Origin of the sequence: Paenibacillus sp. NPDC056933, assembly GCF_042674385.1 — a bacterium.
In the GTDB taxonomy this organism is placed as follows: domain Bacteria; phylum Bacillota; class Bacilli; order Paenibacillales; family Paenibacillaceae; genus Paenibacillus.
The window spans coordinates 2,973,710-2,991,352 of the sequence record NZ_JBHUQN010000001.1 but is presented as its reverse complement, the minus strand read 5'-3'; the positions used below and the strand labels follow the sequence as shown (position 1 = coordinate 2,991,352).

Here is a 17,643-nt window from a genome sequence, read left to right as displayed (position 1 = left end):
TCATCCCTTGCTGCCCGGATAAACAAACAATCTCCTCGTTGATGCGAAATAACGGTCGCTCCCGGCAGGGTTGTCCTGCACTCCGAAATCAGCTTTCCGCCGCTTCAACTTTCAAGACTTTTCCAGCCATCGGGATCAGATTAACGTCTGCTCCGAAGAAGTCTATTCTCTGAGGAAAGGAACCCTCGGCGTACTTTATTTCATCATCGATTTTTCATTCTAAACATACCCCTCCATTATATCGATATGCCTGGAGGGTGTCAACGCAACCTTGCGGATTGCAACACTGCATCATTCAATCGGTTTTTCGTTTGATGTAATAGGCAAAAAAATGCTGCGCAATAACTTTCAGAACAGCAATGACCGGCACCGCCAGGATAAGACCCACAATACCCGCCAGTTCACCTCCCACAAGCAGCGCGAAGATAATCGACAACGGGTGCAAATGCAGTGTCCGCCCCACCACCTGGGGAGAGATGACGTTGCTCTCCAGCACTTGGCACAGTGTGTTCACAACGACAACAAAAAGCACCATTTTGAACGATACCGTGGACGCCATAATCACTGCAGGAGCAGCGCCAAGAAACGGGCCGAGATAGGGCACGATGTTAAATACGGCGACAATGCTGGCAAGCAGCAGTGCGTAAGGCATATCAATGACGATGTAACCGATGTAGGCAAAGATGCCCACAATCACACAGACAATAAACTGTCCGCGAATATAGTTTCCCAAGGCCGTATCAATCTCTTTCATAACCGATACAATGGCTTTGCGTCGCGAGCGAGGCAAGTATGCCACAATCGTACGCTCGAACACCTCAAAATCTTTTAACATATAGAAAATGAGAAATGGCACGATAAATACGTTAAACAAGACATTAATGGTTGTCCCGATATTATCCATCAGCGCCGTTATCCCCTGGGTAAGCCGATCCTCCATCTGAAAAAACCAGCTGTTCATGCCTGTACGCACACTTGGCGGCATTAATTTGTGATCCATATTGTTCATCAGACTCTGGGCGCGCATCGACAACTCAGGCATATGCTCGTTCAGTTCCTCCAGCTGTTCAATCAACACCGGAATGACATTCATCAGGATAACCCCGATACAGGTGAGAAAGAAAGCATAGATTAACAGCACGGCAATGGTCCGAGGGACTTTACGCCCTCCGAGCATGCTTACTATCGGATTGAGTACATAGGATATGATGAGGGCCACAATAAAAGGTGCCAGCACTGTTTTCAGAAATCCATATATATGAAGCAGCAATGGCCGCAGCAGCCAGATAAAATACAGGATAATCAATCCGAGTAGCAGCCAGATGGCATAACGGAACAGCTTGTTCTTGGTTAATTGCTCCACTTGTATCTCTCCCTTTTGGACTGGCTCTGAAAGTCAGTATATGTAAGGAAGGGAATATTTATTAACGTATTAAAAAAGCGCCCCCTTCATGATGAAGGAGACGCATCTTGTGATCCGGGGTAGCATATATTCATACAAGTCCCTTGAACCACTATGTAACCGCAGCTATATACATCTGTTAAGATTTATAACAGCATTCAATGACAGTCTTTGTCATGAAACCGCATATAGAAGAAGTTAAGCTTCTTATTAAGAAGAAGCATGAAGATGAGGGAAGTCTTGCGGCAGCTCTTCCCCGAAGAACAGATCATCGAGGGAACTAAGCGTGCCGTCTTCCTCTACTTGGTACACGGACATTTTCTCACCGTTCACTGTTAGTTCGATAAAGCATCCCCAGCAATAAAACTGGTGGGAACCGATTTTCCCAATATCTTTCGAACTACAATTTGGACATTTCATATTCATTCACCTATCCATTAACAGAATGAATGGCATTTTCCAAGCGCTGTTCACTCAGCGGCGGCACCATAATGGCACTTTCCCCGATGGACATATCGCTTGTACATGGCAGCCATTTGCGGCCCTCAATCAAATCGGACACAAAACCGTCCGTAATTTCAATCCCTATTATTGTATTTCCCAACTCCTGGTCAAAATAAACATCAGAGACACGTCCGAGCAGCAAACCTTCTTCGGTGAGCACGGACATCTCCTTCAATTTAGATTGACCGAGGAGGTACGTGTGTTTTATGTCGTCGGCTGCCGTCTTGCGGACAGCCTGTTGATTACGGATCATGACGGCATCTTCGCCGTAGGCAACGATATCTTGCCACTGCACGATTTTGACATGACTGGTAAACAGGCCTTTGTTTTCAAGTTCAATGCCTTCAATTTTCCAATCGTCATTCACAATGAAATCCTGGATTTTACCGACCTGCTTCCCGTCCTCAACGTCAAAAACGGCAAGTCCGATCATTTCCTGAAGCTTCATCGCAGGGTCCCCCTCATCTTCTTATCATTAAATAGCCGCGGCGCTATTGCTAGGTATGCCCAATGTTGATGAGTGGCAATCAGACGCCGATCATCAAAACCGCTTCTATCCAACCGATGAAATGGAACTTCTTCCCTCCTTCTGTTCCATGTGCAATGAGCCCCTTAGGCTCTATTACGCAGTCGCCCCAGAATGGTTCCAATTTTTTCGGCGGTTATCATGATTTCTTCCGTAGTATTACCCAATCCCCAGCTAAAACGAATCGCGGAATGCAAAAATGTATCTGGCAGATTCATCGCTTTCAGCACATGGGATACTTCGAGGGAACCGGAAGTACATGCCGAACCGCTCGCAACTGCGATGCCTTCCATGTCCAGATTCATGAGCATCGTCTCCGTGGATACTTCCGGAAAGCTAATGTTCAGGATATTGGGTAGCGTATATTCCGGATGTCCGTTGACGTGAAAATGCTCCGCTCCTACCTGCTTCTCCAGTTGTTCCAGCAGCAACGATCGCAATGCCAGATCATGTTCACGGCGTGCCTCCGCTTGTTCTCCTGATAATTTCAACGCCTCCGCAAATCCAGCGATACCCGCTATATTCTCGGTACCTGCCCGTCGCTGCCGTTCCTGAAGGCCACCATGAGATCTCGCTTCCAGCACAATTCCGCGCCGCACATATAATACACCCACGCCTTGAGGGCCATTGATTTTATGAGCAGAGAAGCTAATCAGATCCACAGGCAGTTCGTTGCAGGAAATTTCCTGGGAGCCTAGAGCCTGAACTGCATCGGTATGGAACAAAATATCATGTTGACGAGCCAGTTCACCAATTTCGCGGATCGGCTGAATCGTGCCCACTTCATTATTGGCATACATCATCGTGATCAGCACAGTATCCGGCCGAATGGCATCTTTCAGCTCTTCCAGACGTATTCTTCCGTATTCATCTACAGGCAAATAGGTCACGTCATAGCCTTGGCGCTCCAGCTCCTGACAAGTATGCAGTACAGCATGATGTTCAATGGCTGTTGTAATGATATGTCGTCCCTTTTCTTTCCTCGCTGAAACTGCACCAAATATCGCTAAATTGTCGCTTTCCGTGCCACCTCCGGTGAATACGAGCTCATCCGGGAAACAACCCAAAGACGCCGCTATGGCATCCCTTGCTCCACTGACGGTCCGTTTGGCTTCCCGCCCAAAGGCATGAATGCTCGATGCATTGCCATATTGTCCTGTCATCACTTTCATCATCGCTTCCGCGACTTGTGGATGCATAGGTGTCGATGCGGCGTGATCCAAATATATTCTTTTCATTGATTTCACCCCGTTATATGTTGGACTTCTATCTTTTCATGATGTAATTGAAAATTTAAACAACTGCTATTGTGTCGCATCTTCGTGTATAATGTTTAATATCCATTTAAAAGGAGAGATCGGCATGAGTGATCAGGTTCTCAGTCAAATTCTGAATCAGCTTCAGCAAATGGACAAGCGTTTCGACAACATCGATGGCCGTCTTGAGAAGATTGAAGACAGGCTCGACACCATGGATAGCAGACTTAACGTCATCGAGGAACAAACCAAAAACATTCCACTGCTGCAGCAGGCCGTTATGGAGACACTGGAAGTTACTAAACGTCTTGAAGCTTCACAATTCTCTTATGAACGTAAAGCAACTGCTGAATTGAATACGCATGAGCACAGCATTGATATTTTGAACCGCCGTCAATTGCGTATGGAAGCAGATATAGAAGCACTTAAACGTTGTTAGATTCTCGAACTTCCGACTACATCGATCCAGTGGCACCTCGAAAACTGATGCTTTCTTTAGTCCCTTGTTACATAGATCGTGTTCATTCCAGGTTATCGTAGAAGTGGAAGAATCATATTGCAGCTTGTTTCATGGCTAAAGCCCCCATTTATGGGGGCTTTAGTGTGTCGTTCGTGATGCTCATCATCAACTATGTTAAATATAGAACATGTAGGAATCTTTTTGTTCCTGATCCTGGAATGTAATCAGATCCTTCAGCGTTGTTGAATCCAATACTTCTGCAATGCTGTCACGAATGCGCAACCACAAGTCGCGCTTCGCCGGATCATCTTCCTCAGTGAAATCCACTGGAGAGATTGGACCTTCCAGTACACGAATAACATCCCCTGCCGTTACGGTAGCAGGATCGCCTGCCAAAATGTAACCGCCGTAGGCACCACGGATACTTTTAACCAGTCCTGCATTACGCAGGGGAGCAATCAATTGCTCCAGATAATGCTCCGAGAGCTGGTTGCGCTCGGCAATACTTTTCAAAGATGTAGGGCCTTCGCCTATTCTGGCTGCCAGCTCCATCATGATTGTGAGGCCATAACGGCCTTTTGTCGATATTTTCAAAGGAGTCACCTCTTTCCATTTTCAAAAAAAACATGTTGTAAAATATTAAATAACAGGATGTGGCACAAGACTGCTTTCCATGAATCCGCCACAGCGGGATATGATAAATACAGACCTAGTCCCATTAATCCTCCGTATTCCGATCATAACCCTCAGCTAATGTTAACATATCTGCATGCTTTATGGAAAAGAAAGATTGACAATATTCCAAAAATGTACGCCTGGAGTGGACACTATCCAAAGTTGGCCGGGTGTATCGTAACTTGAGTCCGGTTATGCTAGAATAGAAACGAAACACATTTATATAGAGAAATGGTGATAACGATGTCCAAAACAATTGAAAATACACGGGTCGTCGTTGGCATGTCCGGAGGTGTCGATTCTTCCGTCACGGCACTGCTGCTGAAGGAGCAGGGTTACGATGTCATCGGCATTTTCATGAAAAACTGGGATGACACCGACGAGTTCGGCCACTGTACCGCTGAAGAGGATTCAGAGGATGTACGCCGGGTATGCGAACAGATCGGCATTCCATATTACACTGTCAACTTCGAGAAAGAGTACTTTGATAAAGTATTTACCTATTTCCTTGATGAATATAAGTCGGGTCGGACTCCGAATCCTGATGTCATGTGTAATCGCGAGATTAAATTCGGCGAATTCCTGAACAAAGCACTGGATCTCGGCGCTGACTATGTGGCTACAGGCCACTATGCCCGCCTCATTGAAGAAGATGGAACATTCAAACTGCTGCGCGGTGTGGACAGTAACAAAGACCAAACGTACTTCCTCAATGCACTGAATCAGAATCAGCTGTCCAAAGCCATGTTCCCGATTGGTCATCTTCCAAAACCGGAAGTGCGCAAGATTGCAGAAGCGGCTGGCCTGTACACTGCAAAGAAAAAAGACAGCACAGGTGTCTGCTTCATCGGTGAGCGCAACTTCAAAGAGTTCCTGAGCAATTATTTGCCTGCCAAAGGCGGAGACATGGTTGATATCGTTACCGGCGAAGTCAAGGGTCGCCATGACGGCCTGATGTACTATACGCTTGGACAACGTCAAGGTCTTGGCATTGGCGGTTCCGGCAATGGTGAACCCTGGTTCGTCGCCGACAAGGATCTGGAGAAAAATCAACTGCTTGTCGTTCAAGGCGATGCACATGCAAGCCTGTATTCAACCGGTCTCACTGCAACAGGTGTAAACTGGATCGCAGGTGCAGCACACATGCCCAACGAGCCATTCCGTTGTACCGCCAAATTCCGCTATCGTCAGCCGGATCAGGGTGTAACCCTGACATGGCAGGAAGATGGCAGTGTGGATGTACAGTTTGACCAACAGCAAAAAGCGATTACGCCTGGTCAAGCCGTTGTGTTTTATGATGGAGATGTATGTCTCGGCGGCGGAACGATCGATCAGGTTCAAAAAGTGCCTGTACCGGCGTTGCAGTAGATTTAATCACAGAAATGAATCCATCCCATACGGATTTTGCACAATACCCTGTATTCCTATAACAAAAGCCATCTTTCATGTATACCATGACGGATGGCTTTTTTCCTTCTTTTTCCTGCAAAAAAAATAAAGTTTTTCATTTATGCAGCCAGCCACATGCCAACAAAGGATGCAGACACCCCCAGCAATACCGAACTGATGATATACAGAACTGCTCTTGAGTAGCGCTCCTGCCCCATCAGACTAAGGGTTTCATATCCAAAGGTGGAGAATGTGGTATAAGCTCCGCAAAATCCGGTTCCCACTATCACCCAGACTGCATCCGGGATTGAAGCTGACTGATGCCAGCCATAGAGCAATCCAAGGAACAGAGAACCACTGATATTAATGACCCATGTCCCCCATGGGAAAGCTGTTCCGAGTGAACCGGATATCCATCGACCTAAACTGTAGCGAAGCACTGCGCCCAACATTCCTGCAAGGCCAATCCAGATGATCATGGGGCAACACCGTCCGGCTTCGATTTACCCAACATGCGCTGTCCAGCCTTAATCCCCAATGCACAGAGCAACAGCCCTGCAAGTAAACTCACAACGAGGTACGAAATAGCCGTCCCCCACATGCCTCCCTCAGATAAACGGACCATATCCAAAGTAAACGTGGAGAATGTGGTGAATGCGCCGGTAAACCCCGTACCCATCGCAAGGCGAAGTTGAGGCGTTATTTTGCCGGGAACAGCTATGGTGAAAAACCAACCCAAAAACAGGCTGCCGATCGCATTGATCAGCAGCACTGCCCAAGGGAAACCTTCATTGGCTGATGGCATCCATAGCTGTATCCCATATCGGCACAACGTACCCATAATTCCACCGATTCCAACATAGACAAGTTCTTTCATCGTTCAAGCATCTCCCAGGTTATCGATCTTAAAGCTCTCTGCGCCACTGCTGGTTTAGACGAATCTTGGATTCATTGCCTTGTTCCGTTGCTTCATAGAAAATGCGGCGTGAGAGCTGTTTCGGCAAATATTCCTGCTTCACATAATGGCCCGGATAATTATGCGGGTATTGGCAGCCTTCATGTCCCAGCTTTACTGCACCGGAATAATGAGTATCCCTCAGATGAAGAGGGGCCTCAGCCGATTTCACCTCATCGATGGCATTCATCGCTTTCGAGATCGCCGTGTACACCGCATTGGACTTCGGACTTTCAACAGCAAAGAGGAATGCTTGGGCAATGTTCAGCTTGGCTTCAGGCCAGCCATTATTGCGATAAGCATCCAGCGCCCCAATCGCCTGAGTCAGGGCCTGCGGATTCGCAAGTCCAATATCTTCACTGCTTGCCGCAATCAGACGACGAATAAACGTCATCGGGTCCATGCCCAACTTTTCTACCGCATATAAAAACGAGAATAGCGCCGCATCGCTGGAACCCCTGATGCTTTTATGAAATGCCGACAATACATCATATTGTGTCGATTCATCTGCCTTCACAATCGGCCGACGAATAGATTCTTCTGCTACATCGAGCGTAATGTGAATCGAGCCGTCTTTCTCTGGCGGTGTAGTTAGTGCAGCAAGTTCCAAAACGTTCAGTGCACGCCGAATATCGCCATTCGCCATTGTCGCAATATGCTCCAACGCCTCCTCGTCTGCCTGCAGGTCCATGAATCCCAAACCTTTGTCCACATCCGCCAGTGCCCGGCGCATCGCAATCAGGGAATGCTCTTTGTTCAAAGACTCCAGCTGAAACAGCGTGGAACGGCTCATCAAGGCCCCATTCACATAATGAAAGGGATTCTCAGTCTTATATATAGGATTTGGTGAAAATTAATATCTCCTAGATTTAAATTAATGACGGATTGTAATATGAAGTGCGACACCTACTGGAAATAAATAAAAAAAGGGCCCATAGCCGGATCGTGTAGAATGAAGGTTCCTACACCACATTCACACAAGGAGAATCCACCATGAGCTACACACATCTTAGCATAATTGAGCGCAGCAAGCTAGAAATCCTCCATCGGAAGGTCAAAGTTCAAGAGCCATCGCAAAAGAATTAGGAAGGCATCCTTCGACGATTTGTCGTGAATAAGCCCTCCCTACAATTCGTTTTGGATGGAGTGAAATTCATGCGTGATTAGCACTTCACCCTTCCCCACCAGTTATAGGTGACAGAAATTAAAATATGATGAGAAATGCCAATACCCCATGGATGCAATTTTATCCAACGCTTACTGCGTAGCTTCGGTTGAGATGGGTCACTTTCACAGAAAGTTCTAATTTTCAGCTGTTACACTAATGGACAAAACCGAATCAACATGGACAGTATGAGCAGCTGATGCAGGTGGTTTCTATGACGATAAAGGAGGATGGGCAAATGGAACAGTAAACGCATAATCAGGAGGGCTTGATCCAGCCGCCCATGAGCCCAGGAAGACGGATGTTAAACAAAGTCCCGCAAGTCACCATCTTTTTTTTGGATCATTAAAATCTTGGCAACGACCGTTGGGGAGACGGCAGCGGACCTGCTGAACCAGTGTGGGAGAAACAACGCAGACTTCCTTATTATAAACTTGGATTTGGATGGGTATTTTATTTAGAGAGAATAAAAATATAATAAAGTTGTGGGAAACCACTTTAAAGAAAGGAAATTATATATGCAAGAAAACCAAAATAAAATGATAATTTTACTTAACAAAGTGCCCCAAGTGACGATTTTCTTTTGGATCATCAAAATTTTATGTACCACTGTTGGTGAAACATTTGCTGACTTCATCAATTTCAACATTGGACTTGGTTTAACTCTCACTACCATTATTATGGGAGTTGCGTTTTTTATTGCATTGTTTTTTCAATTTAAAGCAAACAAGTATGTTCCAGCCATTTACTGGGTAACCGTTGTTCTTATAAGTGTATTTGGAACACTGGTAACGGATAATTTGACAGATAATATGAGCGTACCACTTGAGGTTAGTACAGCTGTTTTCTCGGTGCTACTAGGACTGACTTTTCTATTTTGGTATCTTAGTGAAAAAACACTATCGATCCACTCGATTTTTACTAAAAAAAGAGAAGTTTTCTACTGGCTTACGATCCTTTTCACCTTTGCACTTGGAACTGCAGTCGGCGATTTATATTCAGAACAACTTGGTTTTGGTTATCTTAACACAGGAATAGGCGTTGTTATTATTATTGCTCTTGTGTTCTTAGCTTATAAATTTTTGAAACTTGACGGGGTATTAGCTTTCTGGATTGCATATATTTTAACTCGTCCGCTTGGAGCGTCACTTGGAGATTACCTATCTCAACCAAAAGTAAATGGCGGATTAGGACTCGGGACAACCGTTACGAGTGTCATTTTTCTTATCGCTATTTTAGCGATCATCGTTTTCCTTGCCGTTTCAAAAATTGATACAAATGCTAAAAGTGATAAAGCGGAAACAAACCAAAGTAATGCAAATAAGAAACATGTGCTAACACAAACGATTGCTGTACTCGTAATTTTCTTAGTTGTTGGTATAGGCGGTTATAACTGGCGCAGTAATTATATTGGATCACAAAGTGCTGCTGAGCAAGCTACGTTAGGAGGTGAATTAAACGATTTTGTTAAAATTGAAAATGATATGCTAAACGATGTAAATAAAAACGACTTTGCTACAGCAAAAAAAGGCGCTGATAATTTGGAACATCAATGGGATACACAAGAACCTAAGCTTCGAAAAATTGACAGCACTACATGGACGAAAATTGATGGAACAATTGATGTTGTATTAGCAGCAGTTCGTTCATCGAATCCTGATGTAAACAAGTGTAAAACAGCACTTAACAATTCACTTAGTACCATAAACGCAGCAAATAAATAATAATCTTAGGAATCGCCAACCGCGATTCCTTTTTAAATGGAACTTTTATTAAACTAAACTCCGTTAAGTATATTCCTTCACAACATCGATAAATTAACATACATTTATTCAATTCAATGCCCTTTAACAGAATAAAATTAATTGGGGATTTTGATCAAACTTTTCACAACGCTGTGGTCGTCTTCGGTTGGAAAAACGTATGTATTTCTCAAATGGATCCGGACCGGGTAGCCTCCATATTCTTGCAGCTGGATCCCTGTTCGGCAGTATAAGGTCCTGGCTGGCATGGATATATTAAAAGTAAACATACCGAACACGCACGTGTCCACTATTCCAGCCTAAAGACACTCCTAATCCCGTCTCCTTGTCACTAAATGGCTTACTATATTCTATGAACGTTAATTCAAGTCTCTTGTTTAGTGTTGATTTGGGATTCATTTGGCGCGCAACGTCAATGGGTTCTATCCGATTTCTCTCAGGCTCGTCCAGAAGCCTGGAGCGATTTTGATTCGATCTGTAAAACGAGCGTTCATGGCTGCCGACCTTCTGAGACAATCCAATTGCAAATGGTCCACGGAGCCCGTGGACCATTACTTCTTCTGATGATAGTCTAGCCGTCGAGCAGCGTCATCTGTTCTTTCATATAACGCGTGCCGTGAACGACATTCTTGGGGCTGACCTGATCGATTCGTTCGAGGTCCTCCTTCATGAGAAGGATATCAGCCGCGGCCGCATTTTCCTCCAGATACTTGATACGCTTCGTACCCGGGATAGGCAGCCCCCCGTTGGCAATCGTCCAGGCAATGGCCAATTGGGATGGTGTGCAGTTCTTCTCCATCGCGATCTCCTTAATCTGTCGACAACCTCAATGTTCTTCCGGAAGTTGTCTCCTTCGAACCGCGCTCTAATTATTAGAGCAGCCCAAAGCAACACAACACACGTCGAATACTTATTCCGATAATACCATCAAACAAGCAATCTGATTACACTCTTCGGCGAACCAAACATCTCCCTCAGCACAAACCGCAATGCCATGAGGTTCTGCATTCTTTGTTGGTATTTCATACTCAGTAATAACTCCTTCTGTTGTAATTCGACCGATTTGATTCGCTCCCCATTCTGTGAACCAGAGATCTCCTTTCTTCCCGGAAACAATGGCATGAGGACGAGCGCCAGGCGTCGTTATAATATATTCCTTCATCTCACCTGATGTCGTTATTCTTCCAACTTTATTTCCATTAATCTGTACAAACCATATAGCCCCATCAGGTCCGCTTGTTATGCCGACTGGACCCGAGTTAGGAGTTGGAATTGAATACTCCATAACTTCACCTTTTGTGGTTATTCGACCAATTTTATTGCTCAGATTCTCGGCAAACCACAATGCTCCATCTGATCCTTGAGTGATAAATGAAGGAAATGCTTTTTGATTCGCTAAGTCAAACTCCGTTATGTCACCAGATGTTGTTATCCTTCCGATTCTGCCACTGTTCGTTTCTGTAAACCATAATGCGCCATCAGGTCCTTCTGTAATGCCAAAAGGCGAAGAGTTTGGCGAAGGAAGCTCATATTCTACAAAAAGACCATTCATCGACATTCTCCCGATCTTATTTGCTTTATATTCTGTAAACCATAAGTCGCCAGATTGATCCGAAACGATAGTCATAGCACCTGCATCCGATGTTGGGATAGAGAAAGAATTCATTTCACCATTGGCAGTTATTCGTCCAATTCGATTCCCTTTCTGTTCCGTATACCATAGCGCTCCATCTTTTCCAACGGTTATTCCATAAGGCCCCGCATCTGATCTAGCGATCGCATATTCGTTTATCGTGATCCTCATTAGACTACCTCCATTCAATCATTAAGAACACTGTTTCAATTTTTTAAGCACATCCATATTTCCACTTACAATCACGCCCAAATATTGATTGATGAGGTTGATATCACAATCCCACCATTTGATTTCCAATAACTCTTGAATGATTTCTGGCGAGAATCGCTTGCGTATTTCCTTTGCTGGATTACCTCCTACGATCGTATAGGGTTCCACATCTTTTACGACAACGGCTTCAGCAGCAACAATTGCCCCGTCACCAATGAGTATACCCGGCATGATGGTTTCACACCTTCCGATCCAGACATCATTTCCAATGATCGTATCACCTTTGATCAGTAGCTCTTCTAAAGATGGAGTAAATGCTTCCCACCCGTTTCCAAAAATGTTGAATGGATAGGTTGAACCGTCCATTCTGTGATTTCCACCATCCATAATAAATCCGGTTTCAGGTGCAATCGAACAAAACTTACCAATTATTAATTTTGTTCCAATGATTTCATAAGGGTACAAAACTTGATCCTCAAATGATTCTCCGTTAGATGCATCATAGGATGAGTAATCCCCTGCAATTATATTGGGTTTTGTAATCATGTTTTTAATAAAATTGTAGATTTTTATTTCCGGGTATAGGATATTTCTCATTTGGATTCGGTCCTGTCATTTTCAAATCATCCCCTTCATCACAATTTATCTGCCATCAATCGATTTTTTACAACCAATAATTAGCCACAAAAAAACCTCCTTTCCGGTTAACGGATAGGAGGCACACATATAAACAAAAAGACGTGCTGCTATACAAAAAAGCAGTCGTACTTAATGTTAATATATAAAAGCCCACACTACTCCTATCCCGAAAACCTGGAAATATAGATTTTCTTTGTGGATAGGATTAATAGATCATCGGCTTTTGGTCACCCTTTCATTACTAATTAAATTAAAGTTACCATACTCCATACATGGAATCAACCCCCTCTAACCGTTTGTGTCTCTCCCAATCGTTAGAAATGGTAGGAGTTTTTTTCCGAAGCTACCATTCTATAAACGAGTCTATAAACGAGAAAATACCTGCCCCTCTCCCGGGCAGGTATTAAAGGTGAATCGTATGAATGGCTTACCAACATCGATCACTAAATATTAGTCCAGAAGGCTGTAGATCTGAATGCTCTCCACCTTGGCATCCTTGATATGAAACGACATCACATCCACATAATTAGATGGCTCGTAACGGAAGTCATCCTCCTCATCAGGGGCTCCATTACCAAGCAGTTTCCCCTCAGGGTAGGCATTTTTGAGTGTATCCAGACTATCTCCTGCTTTAATGTTTCGTACTGTCGAGTACTTAGGATCTGTAATTTCGATATGAAAAATGGAGTCTTGTTTCCCCTTCGGTATACTGATTGTTTTAATCTCCAGACCAGGATACGTATAAACCTTTTCTGTAAAACCGATTAACGTATCCATGTTTGTTCCATCGTCAGCACTGTACGTATGAGATTTCAGGTTATCCGGTTTGCCCAGCATCTGTTCCATCTGATCTTCATTCGCTGTATCCGAAATCGCAATGGTGTGCTCATTATAGACAAAAGCAAGCTCCTTCAGCACCACATTGCCTTCCTTCTCCATCGAACCTTCTTTAATAGCTTCAGTACCCTTTTCTTCAGAACTTTCGGAAGCAGGCGCAGTAGAATTGGTTGTACCTTCGCCTTTGCTTTGTTCATTCGCTGTGTTCTGTCCGGTTGCTGGAGATGTAGCATCAGTGGACTGACAGCCCGTTAATGCCACCGTTAGTAAAGCACCTAGTACGATAAAACCTGCAGCTTTCTTTGTTAACTTCATCATGATCCCTCCATAAATGTGTGATTTGTTCTTATGAAGTGATTATAAAAAAAACATTTGTTAGTCTCATAACAGAAATGTACCAATCTTGTAACGTTACCTATTTAGGCGTGGGTCTACGCACGAGGCAAAACAATCGTAACGGTCGTCCCTTTTCCCAGTTGACTTTCCATGTCGATATATCCATTAAACCGCTCTACAATCTCTTTGCAAATGGAAAGTCCAAGACCTGAACCATTTGCTGTACTTGCATTTTTCGCCCGGTAAAAGCGTTCCTGCACTCGCTCCAGCTCATCGCCCGCGATGCCTATGCCTTGATCACGTATCCGTATAACTACCTCGCTTGGCGTATGTTCCAACTTCAATTCGATTAGCGATGGACTGCCTGAATATTTGATGGCATTGTCCACAAGGTTGGTGATCGCATGGGACATCAGCATTGGATTTACGTTGGCATAAACTCTAGTCGTACCCTCATCATCCGTTTCTTTCTCCGCTTGACTGACTCTGATCTCGATCCCTTTATCCTTAGCCTTGGCTCCCATATTCATTGCGACTTGTTGAATCAGTTCGATCATTTCCGTCTTCTCGACTTCCAATTCGTTAGAACCAACCTTTTCGAATCGGGATAGCAATAACAGTTCATTAATCAAGCGCGTCAGCCGATCCGATTCCTGCAGCAGATGAGCATAGATTTTTTGCAGCTCCTTGTTCTCGTTCTCCCCTTCAACCAAGTATTGAGAGAAACCACGAATGGCTGCCAAGGGTGTTTTTAACTCGTGAGATACGTTGGAGACAAATTGTTTCTGGTACTGAATGTAATCATGAAGCTGCCGCCCCATGGAATCCAGCCCATCTGCCAGCATGCCCAGCTCATCCTTCCGTTTTAGATGAACTCTCCGAAACTCCTGTCTAGAGAAACTTTGCGCAGCGCCAAGTAGTATCTTAATCGGCTTGGTTGTGTTGCGTGCAATCCACAGACTGGATAACGTAATCAGCACAATAAATCCGCCCGCACCCGCAAACAGGATATAACGGATTTGATCCATGATCGCATAAAAGTAGGAAATGTCCTCCACGAACTCATACACATAAGCGTTTTCGTAGAATTGATCCTGAATGGGAGTCGCAAAATAAAGCAGATGATCTTCCGTGACGGTGTAGGCATAGCTGCCACTCAGTGCTTTCTCAATATTTTTGTCAAAAATAAGCGGTTTGCCATCATTAATGATGATGCCATCCACAGCCAGGCCCAGCAACTGCTTGGAGCTGTCATAGATACGTACTTCCTTGCCTGAAGCTTTCAGCTTCTCCAGAGCAAGTCTGACAATTTCCTTCGTCTGGGGCTCTCCTGACGATGACCTATGCTGTGCCAACACCTCACGGAAGGACAACTCGGACAGATCCGCCTTCTCCATCATCTGTTTTTCAATGGTAATGAAGCTGTAGTAATCGATGGCTTTATTCACCGCAAATATGATGATGCCAAAGGACAGCACGGAGAAAAATAAATAATTCAGCAGTAACCGGGTTGCATACTTCAGGCCTCGCCACCTCCAAGTTGATAGCCAAATCCATAGATCGTCCTGACATACTTCGGTTCGTCCGCGTTATCCTCCAACTTCTTCCGTAATCGCATGATGGTCATATCCACACTGCGACTGTCTCCCATAAAGTCATATCCCCACCCGATCTGCAGCAGTTCATCCCGGGTAAAGATTTTTTCTGGCCTTTTGAGTAACGTTTCCAAAATTTTAAACTCTTTGGCCGTTAAAGACACAGGTACACCGTTTTTCAGCACCCTTCGGCTTTCCAGATCAAATGTCAACTCTTCATGAATGATGCGTGTAGATTTCACTTCTGTTCCTTCACTTGATTCCTCCTTGCTTTCGTTTCTTCTCAGAATCACCTTGATCCGAGCGAGCAATTCACGATTGTCAAAGGGTTTGGTCATGTAATCTTCCGCCCCTAGCTCTAGTCCCAACACCTTGTCGATTACCTCATTTTTAGCAGAGAGCATGATCACAGGAACGGCACGTTTCCCGGTGATTTCCTTGCACAGGTCATATCCGGAGCAGTCAGGCAGCATCAAGTCAAGCACCACCAGGTCCGGTTGAAAAGTATCCAGCAGCTGCAGGGCTATTTTACCGTTTTCAGCTGTTTGAACGACGTAGTTTTCTCTTCTCAGTACGAGCTCAATTAAATCTCTGATTGCGACTTCATCATCAATGACAAGTATTTTCTTCAATGTGCACCCCTTCTAGCCTTGTTCCCCAGCTTGAATCATAATTTACCCTCATCTTAGCACAGACACTTTAGATTCCTCCACCAACTGGAAGATGAGCTATATTCCACTGAGCCCAACATAACTTGTAATAAACCCGAAGAAAGGAGAACAATCCATGGATCTGCTCTGGGTACTCATAGTTGGTGGACTTATTGGCTGGTTAAGCAGCAACTTGATTGGGCAGGACGTACCGGGCGGTGTACTTGGGAACATTATTGCGGGTTTTATCGGTTCCTGGTTAGGAACGTAATTGCTGGGACCAAGGGGGGCCGGTGATTGGCGGATTTCATATTATTCCAGCCATCGTTGGCTCGATTATTGCCCTGCTCATCTTCTTCGCTCTGGCACGCGGCGGAGCCTTCCGAAGACGTTAACAAAGAGAGGCGGAAACTGATACCGTCGTTCATTAGATATTTTTATAAAGATGCTGCCAGGGCATAAAGGTACAGGATAAACAAAAAAAGACCGAAAGCATTCATCGATGGAAGATGAACACTTACGGTCCTTTTTTTATTTTTGTACTGATTTCATCCATTCTTTCAGTGCCTGAACAACCTGCTGAAGCTGTTCCTGTCCTGTAACCTTAGGCGCGCTGTCTCCCTTTTGCATCCCGTAGGAGCCAAATTGACCATGGTTGCCACCCTTTATATTCACGAATGTCGTGTTTTTCGGAAGGGTACTTAATGAGGTTTTAAGACCATGCGTTGATTATTTAGATGTACATCTAATCGAAAATCGGACGATGTTCTTGTCCCTCGACAGAATCGCTTTGCAGGGAGCAGATCTTATCTGCTGCAAAAAGGAATTCGTTTAGCCAAATGCAATGGTAAGCCATTCGATATCCGGGCTATGGTCCAGAAAACCAGACAGGGAGATTGGGTCAGCGCTGCCCTATTCACCAAAATCTGCAACCCTAACAAAGTAGCCACGAATTATAATCAAGGCGGCACCATTGGAACATTCAGCAAGACGATGAACGGTGCCGATTTCAGATCCACATTCACCCCACAGCTGGAGACTGAACTCAAAAGACTTGGCGTTGCCGTTGGCAAAAACTTTGACCGCCATTACAATGGATTCCATGAACTTGGCTTGGATGTGGCTGTCGATTCAAAGGGGAAAACTTGGATTCTGGAAGTGAACACGCGGCTGCAAATATACCCACTCAAAGCATTAAAAGATAAGAGCTTATATAATAAAATTCTGCCTTATGGGAAGCATTATGGACGTTTTAAATAACCAAAAAGTTAAACGAACCCACCTTAATAACTAAACTGCCGGGCTTTGTGCCCGGCAGTCAGATTGAAGATAAACTCCCGCAAAATACTACAGCTACGGGAGTTTTTTATGTTTTGCATCCATATAGGTATTCGCACCATGAATTTCAAATCCTCTACAATGTATCCACATTTGTGTCAAAATCCTACAATGGGGTCTCATTTGTGTCGTTAGACATAACTTTTAAATGAAACCCTCATCATTTTCAAGCATAGCCAACACCCAAATGCCACTATTCGTACAGTTCATGATAATATTTTGCAAATAATGTATTCTTATCTCTTTCAATATAATTCTCAATATTTCATACTCTAACACAAAAAATCAACCGATATGAGCTGATCTA

Annotated in this window: 14 protein-coding genes and 8 pseudogenes; 7 read left to right on the top strand and 15 right to left on the bottom strand. The window is 44.4% G+C overall.

Going from position 1 to position 17,643, the window contains the following annotated elements; translation table 11 throughout:
* Positions 1-295: 295 nt before the first annotated feature.
* The 4 genes from ACFTRD_RS13280 to ACFTRD_RS13265 all read right to left on the bottom strand — a co-directional run bounded on the left by ACFTRD_RS13280 (position 296) and on the right by ACFTRD_RS13265 (position 3,670).
* Positions 296-1,363: an AI-2E family transporter gene (locus ACFTRD_RS13280; RefSeq protein ID WP_379380479.1), complete on the bottom strand. Its 1,068-nt coding sequence runs from the start codon at positions 1,361-1,363 to the stop codon at positions 296-298.
* Positions 1,364-1,612: 249 nt separating this feature from the next.
* Positions 1,613-1,822 carry a hypothetical protein gene (locus tag ACFTRD_RS13275; RefSeq protein ID WP_024633070.1) on the bottom strand — a complete coding sequence of 70 codons (210 nt, stop codon included), beginning with the start codon at positions 1,820-1,822 and terminating at the stop codon, positions 1,613-1,615.
* A gap of 10 nt (positions 1,823-1,832) precedes the next feature.
* Positions 1,833-2,354, bottom strand: coding sequence for a PRC-barrel domain-containing protein (locus ACFTRD_RS13270; RefSeq protein ID WP_379380476.1), 522 nt, complete (start codon positions 2,352-2,354; stop codon positions 1,833-1,835).
* A 164-nt stretch (positions 2,355-2,518) separates the two neighbouring features.
* On the bottom strand, positions 2,519-3,670 hold the full coding sequence (locus ACFTRD_RS13265) for a cysteine desulfurase family protein (RefSeq protein ID WP_379380473.1): 1,152 nt from the start codon (positions 3,668-3,670) through the stop codon (positions 2,519-2,521).
* 124 nt (positions 3,671-3,794) lie between these two features.
* Between ACFTRD_RS13265 and ACFTRD_RS13260 the strand changes: the two genes are divergently transcribed.
* Entirely contained in the window at positions 3,795-4,127 is a 333-nt protein-coding gene (locus ACFTRD_RS13260) for a hypothetical protein (protein WP_379380471.1), read from the top strand.
* A 195-nt stretch (positions 4,128-4,322) separates the two neighbouring features.
* On the opposite strand, the gene cymR is transcribed toward ACFTRD_RS13260, so the two are convergent.
* The gene (gene cymR / locus ACFTRD_RS13255; RefSeq protein WP_062325025.1) at positions 4,323-4,742 is read right to left on the bottom strand and encodes a cysteine metabolism transcriptional regulator CymR; all 420 of its coding nucleotides are present in this window, start codon (positions 4,740-4,742) and stop codon (positions 4,323-4,325) included.
* 324 nt (positions 4,743-5,066) lie between these two features.
* Here cymR and mnmA point away from each other — a divergent pair, with 324 nt between their 5' ends.
* Positions 5,067-6,191: a tRNA 2-thiouridine(34) synthase MnmA gene (gene mnmA, locus ACFTRD_RS13250; RefSeq protein WP_379380469.1), complete on the top strand. Its 1,125-nt coding sequence runs from the start codon at positions 5,067-5,069 to the stop codon at positions 6,189-6,191.
* A 140-nt stretch (positions 6,192-6,331) separates the two neighbouring features.
* Here mnmA and crcB (ACFTRD_RS13245) read toward each other — a convergent pair whose 3' ends face one another.
* From crcB (ACFTRD_RS13245) to ACFTRD_RS13235, 3 genes and pseudogenes are all read right to left on the bottom strand, one after another.
* Positions 6,332-6,691, bottom strand: a complete 360-nt coding sequence (gene crcB / locus ACFTRD_RS13245) for a fluoride efflux transporter CrcB (protein ID WP_379380467.1) — start codon at positions 6,689-6,691, stop codon at positions 6,332-6,334.
* A complete protein-coding gene (crcB, locus tag ACFTRD_RS13240) occupies positions 6,688-7,089 on the bottom strand; it encodes a fluoride efflux transporter CrcB (RefSeq protein WP_379380465.1) in 402 nt (133 codons plus the stop codon). Before crcB (ACFTRD_RS13240) ends, crcB (ACFTRD_RS13245) begins: the two co-directional genes overlap by 4 nt.
* A gap of 28 nt (positions 7,090-7,117) precedes the next feature.
* A pseudogene (locus tag ACFTRD_RS13235) lies at positions 7,118-7,996 on the bottom strand (AAA family ATPase); the annotation flags it as partial.
* 164 nt (positions 7,997-8,160) lie between these two features.
* Here ACFTRD_RS13235 and ACFTRD_RS32570 point away from each other — a divergent pair.
* From ACFTRD_RS32570 to ACFTRD_RS13220, 3 pseudogenes are all read left to right on the top strand, one after another.
* Positions 8,161-8,282 (top strand): annotated as a pseudogene (locus ACFTRD_RS32570) (helix-turn-helix domain-containing protein); the annotation flags it as partial.
* A 333-nt stretch (positions 8,283-8,615) separates the two neighbouring features.
* Positions 8,616-8,727: pseudogene (locus ACFTRD_RS32565) on the top strand (hypothetical protein); the annotation flags it as partial.
* A gap of 123 nt (positions 8,728-8,850) precedes the next feature.
* Positions 8,851-9,612, top strand: a pseudogene (locus ACFTRD_RS13220) (COG4705 family protein); the annotation flags it as partial.
* A 1,054-nt stretch (positions 9,613-10,666) separates the two neighbouring features.
* On the opposite strand, the gene ACFTRD_RS13215 reads toward ACFTRD_RS13220, so the two are convergent.
* From ACFTRD_RS13215 to ACFTRD_RS13190, 6 genes and pseudogenes are all read right to left on the bottom strand, one after another.
* Positions 10,667-10,894 carry an aldo/keto reductase gene (locus tag ACFTRD_RS13215; protein ID WP_379380463.1) on the bottom strand — a complete coding sequence of 76 codons (228 nt, stop codon included), beginning with the start codon at positions 10,892-10,894 and terminating at the stop codon, positions 10,667-10,669.
* A gap of 111 nt (positions 10,895-11,005) precedes the next feature.
* On the bottom strand, positions 11,006-11,899 hold the full coding sequence (locus tag ACFTRD_RS13210) for a Vgb family protein (RefSeq protein ID WP_379380461.1): 894 nt from the start codon (positions 11,897-11,899) through the stop codon (positions 11,006-11,008).
* 21 nt (positions 11,900-11,920) lie between these two features.
* Positions 11,921-12,557, bottom strand: a pseudogene (gene vat(I) / locus ACFTRD_RS13205) (streptogramin A O-acetyltransferase Vat(I)).
* A gap of 473 nt (positions 12,558-13,030) precedes the next feature.
* On the bottom strand, positions 13,031-13,735 hold the full coding sequence (locus tag ACFTRD_RS13200) for a hypothetical protein (protein ID WP_379380459.1): 705 nt from the start codon (positions 13,733-13,735) through the stop codon (positions 13,031-13,033).
* 113 nt (positions 13,736-13,848) lie between these two features.
* Positions 13,849-15,201 (bottom strand): sensor histidine kinase, encoded by a 1,353-nt coding sequence (locus ACFTRD_RS13195; RefSeq protein ID WP_379380457.1) that lies wholly within the window; start codon positions 15,199-15,201, stop codon positions 13,849-13,851.
* Between the two features lie 71 nt (positions 15,202-15,272).
* Complete coding sequence (locus ACFTRD_RS13190; protein ID WP_379380455.1) at positions 15,273-15,980, bottom strand: response regulator transcription factor; 708 nt, start codon at positions 15,978-15,980, stop codon at positions 15,273-15,275.
* A gap of 154 nt (positions 15,981-16,134) precedes the next feature.
* Here ACFTRD_RS13190 and ACFTRD_RS13185 point away from each other — a divergent pair.
* Positions 16,135-16,393: pseudogene (locus ACFTRD_RS13185) on the top strand (GlsB/YeaQ/YmgE family stress response membrane protein).
* A gap of 136 nt (positions 16,394-16,529) precedes the next feature.
* On the opposite strand, the pseudogene ACFTRD_RS13180 reads toward ACFTRD_RS13185, so the two are convergent.
* A pseudogene (locus ACFTRD_RS13180) lies at positions 16,530-16,694 on the bottom strand (alpha/beta hydrolase); the annotation flags it as partial.
* 96 nt (positions 16,695-16,790) lie between these two features.
* On the opposite strand from ACFTRD_RS13180, the pseudogene ACFTRD_RS13175 reads away from it, so the two are divergent.
* Positions 16,791-17,258: pseudogene (locus ACFTRD_RS13175) on the top strand (YheC/YheD family protein); the annotation flags it as partial.
* Between the last annotated feature and the right edge of the window lie 385 nt (positions 17,259-17,643).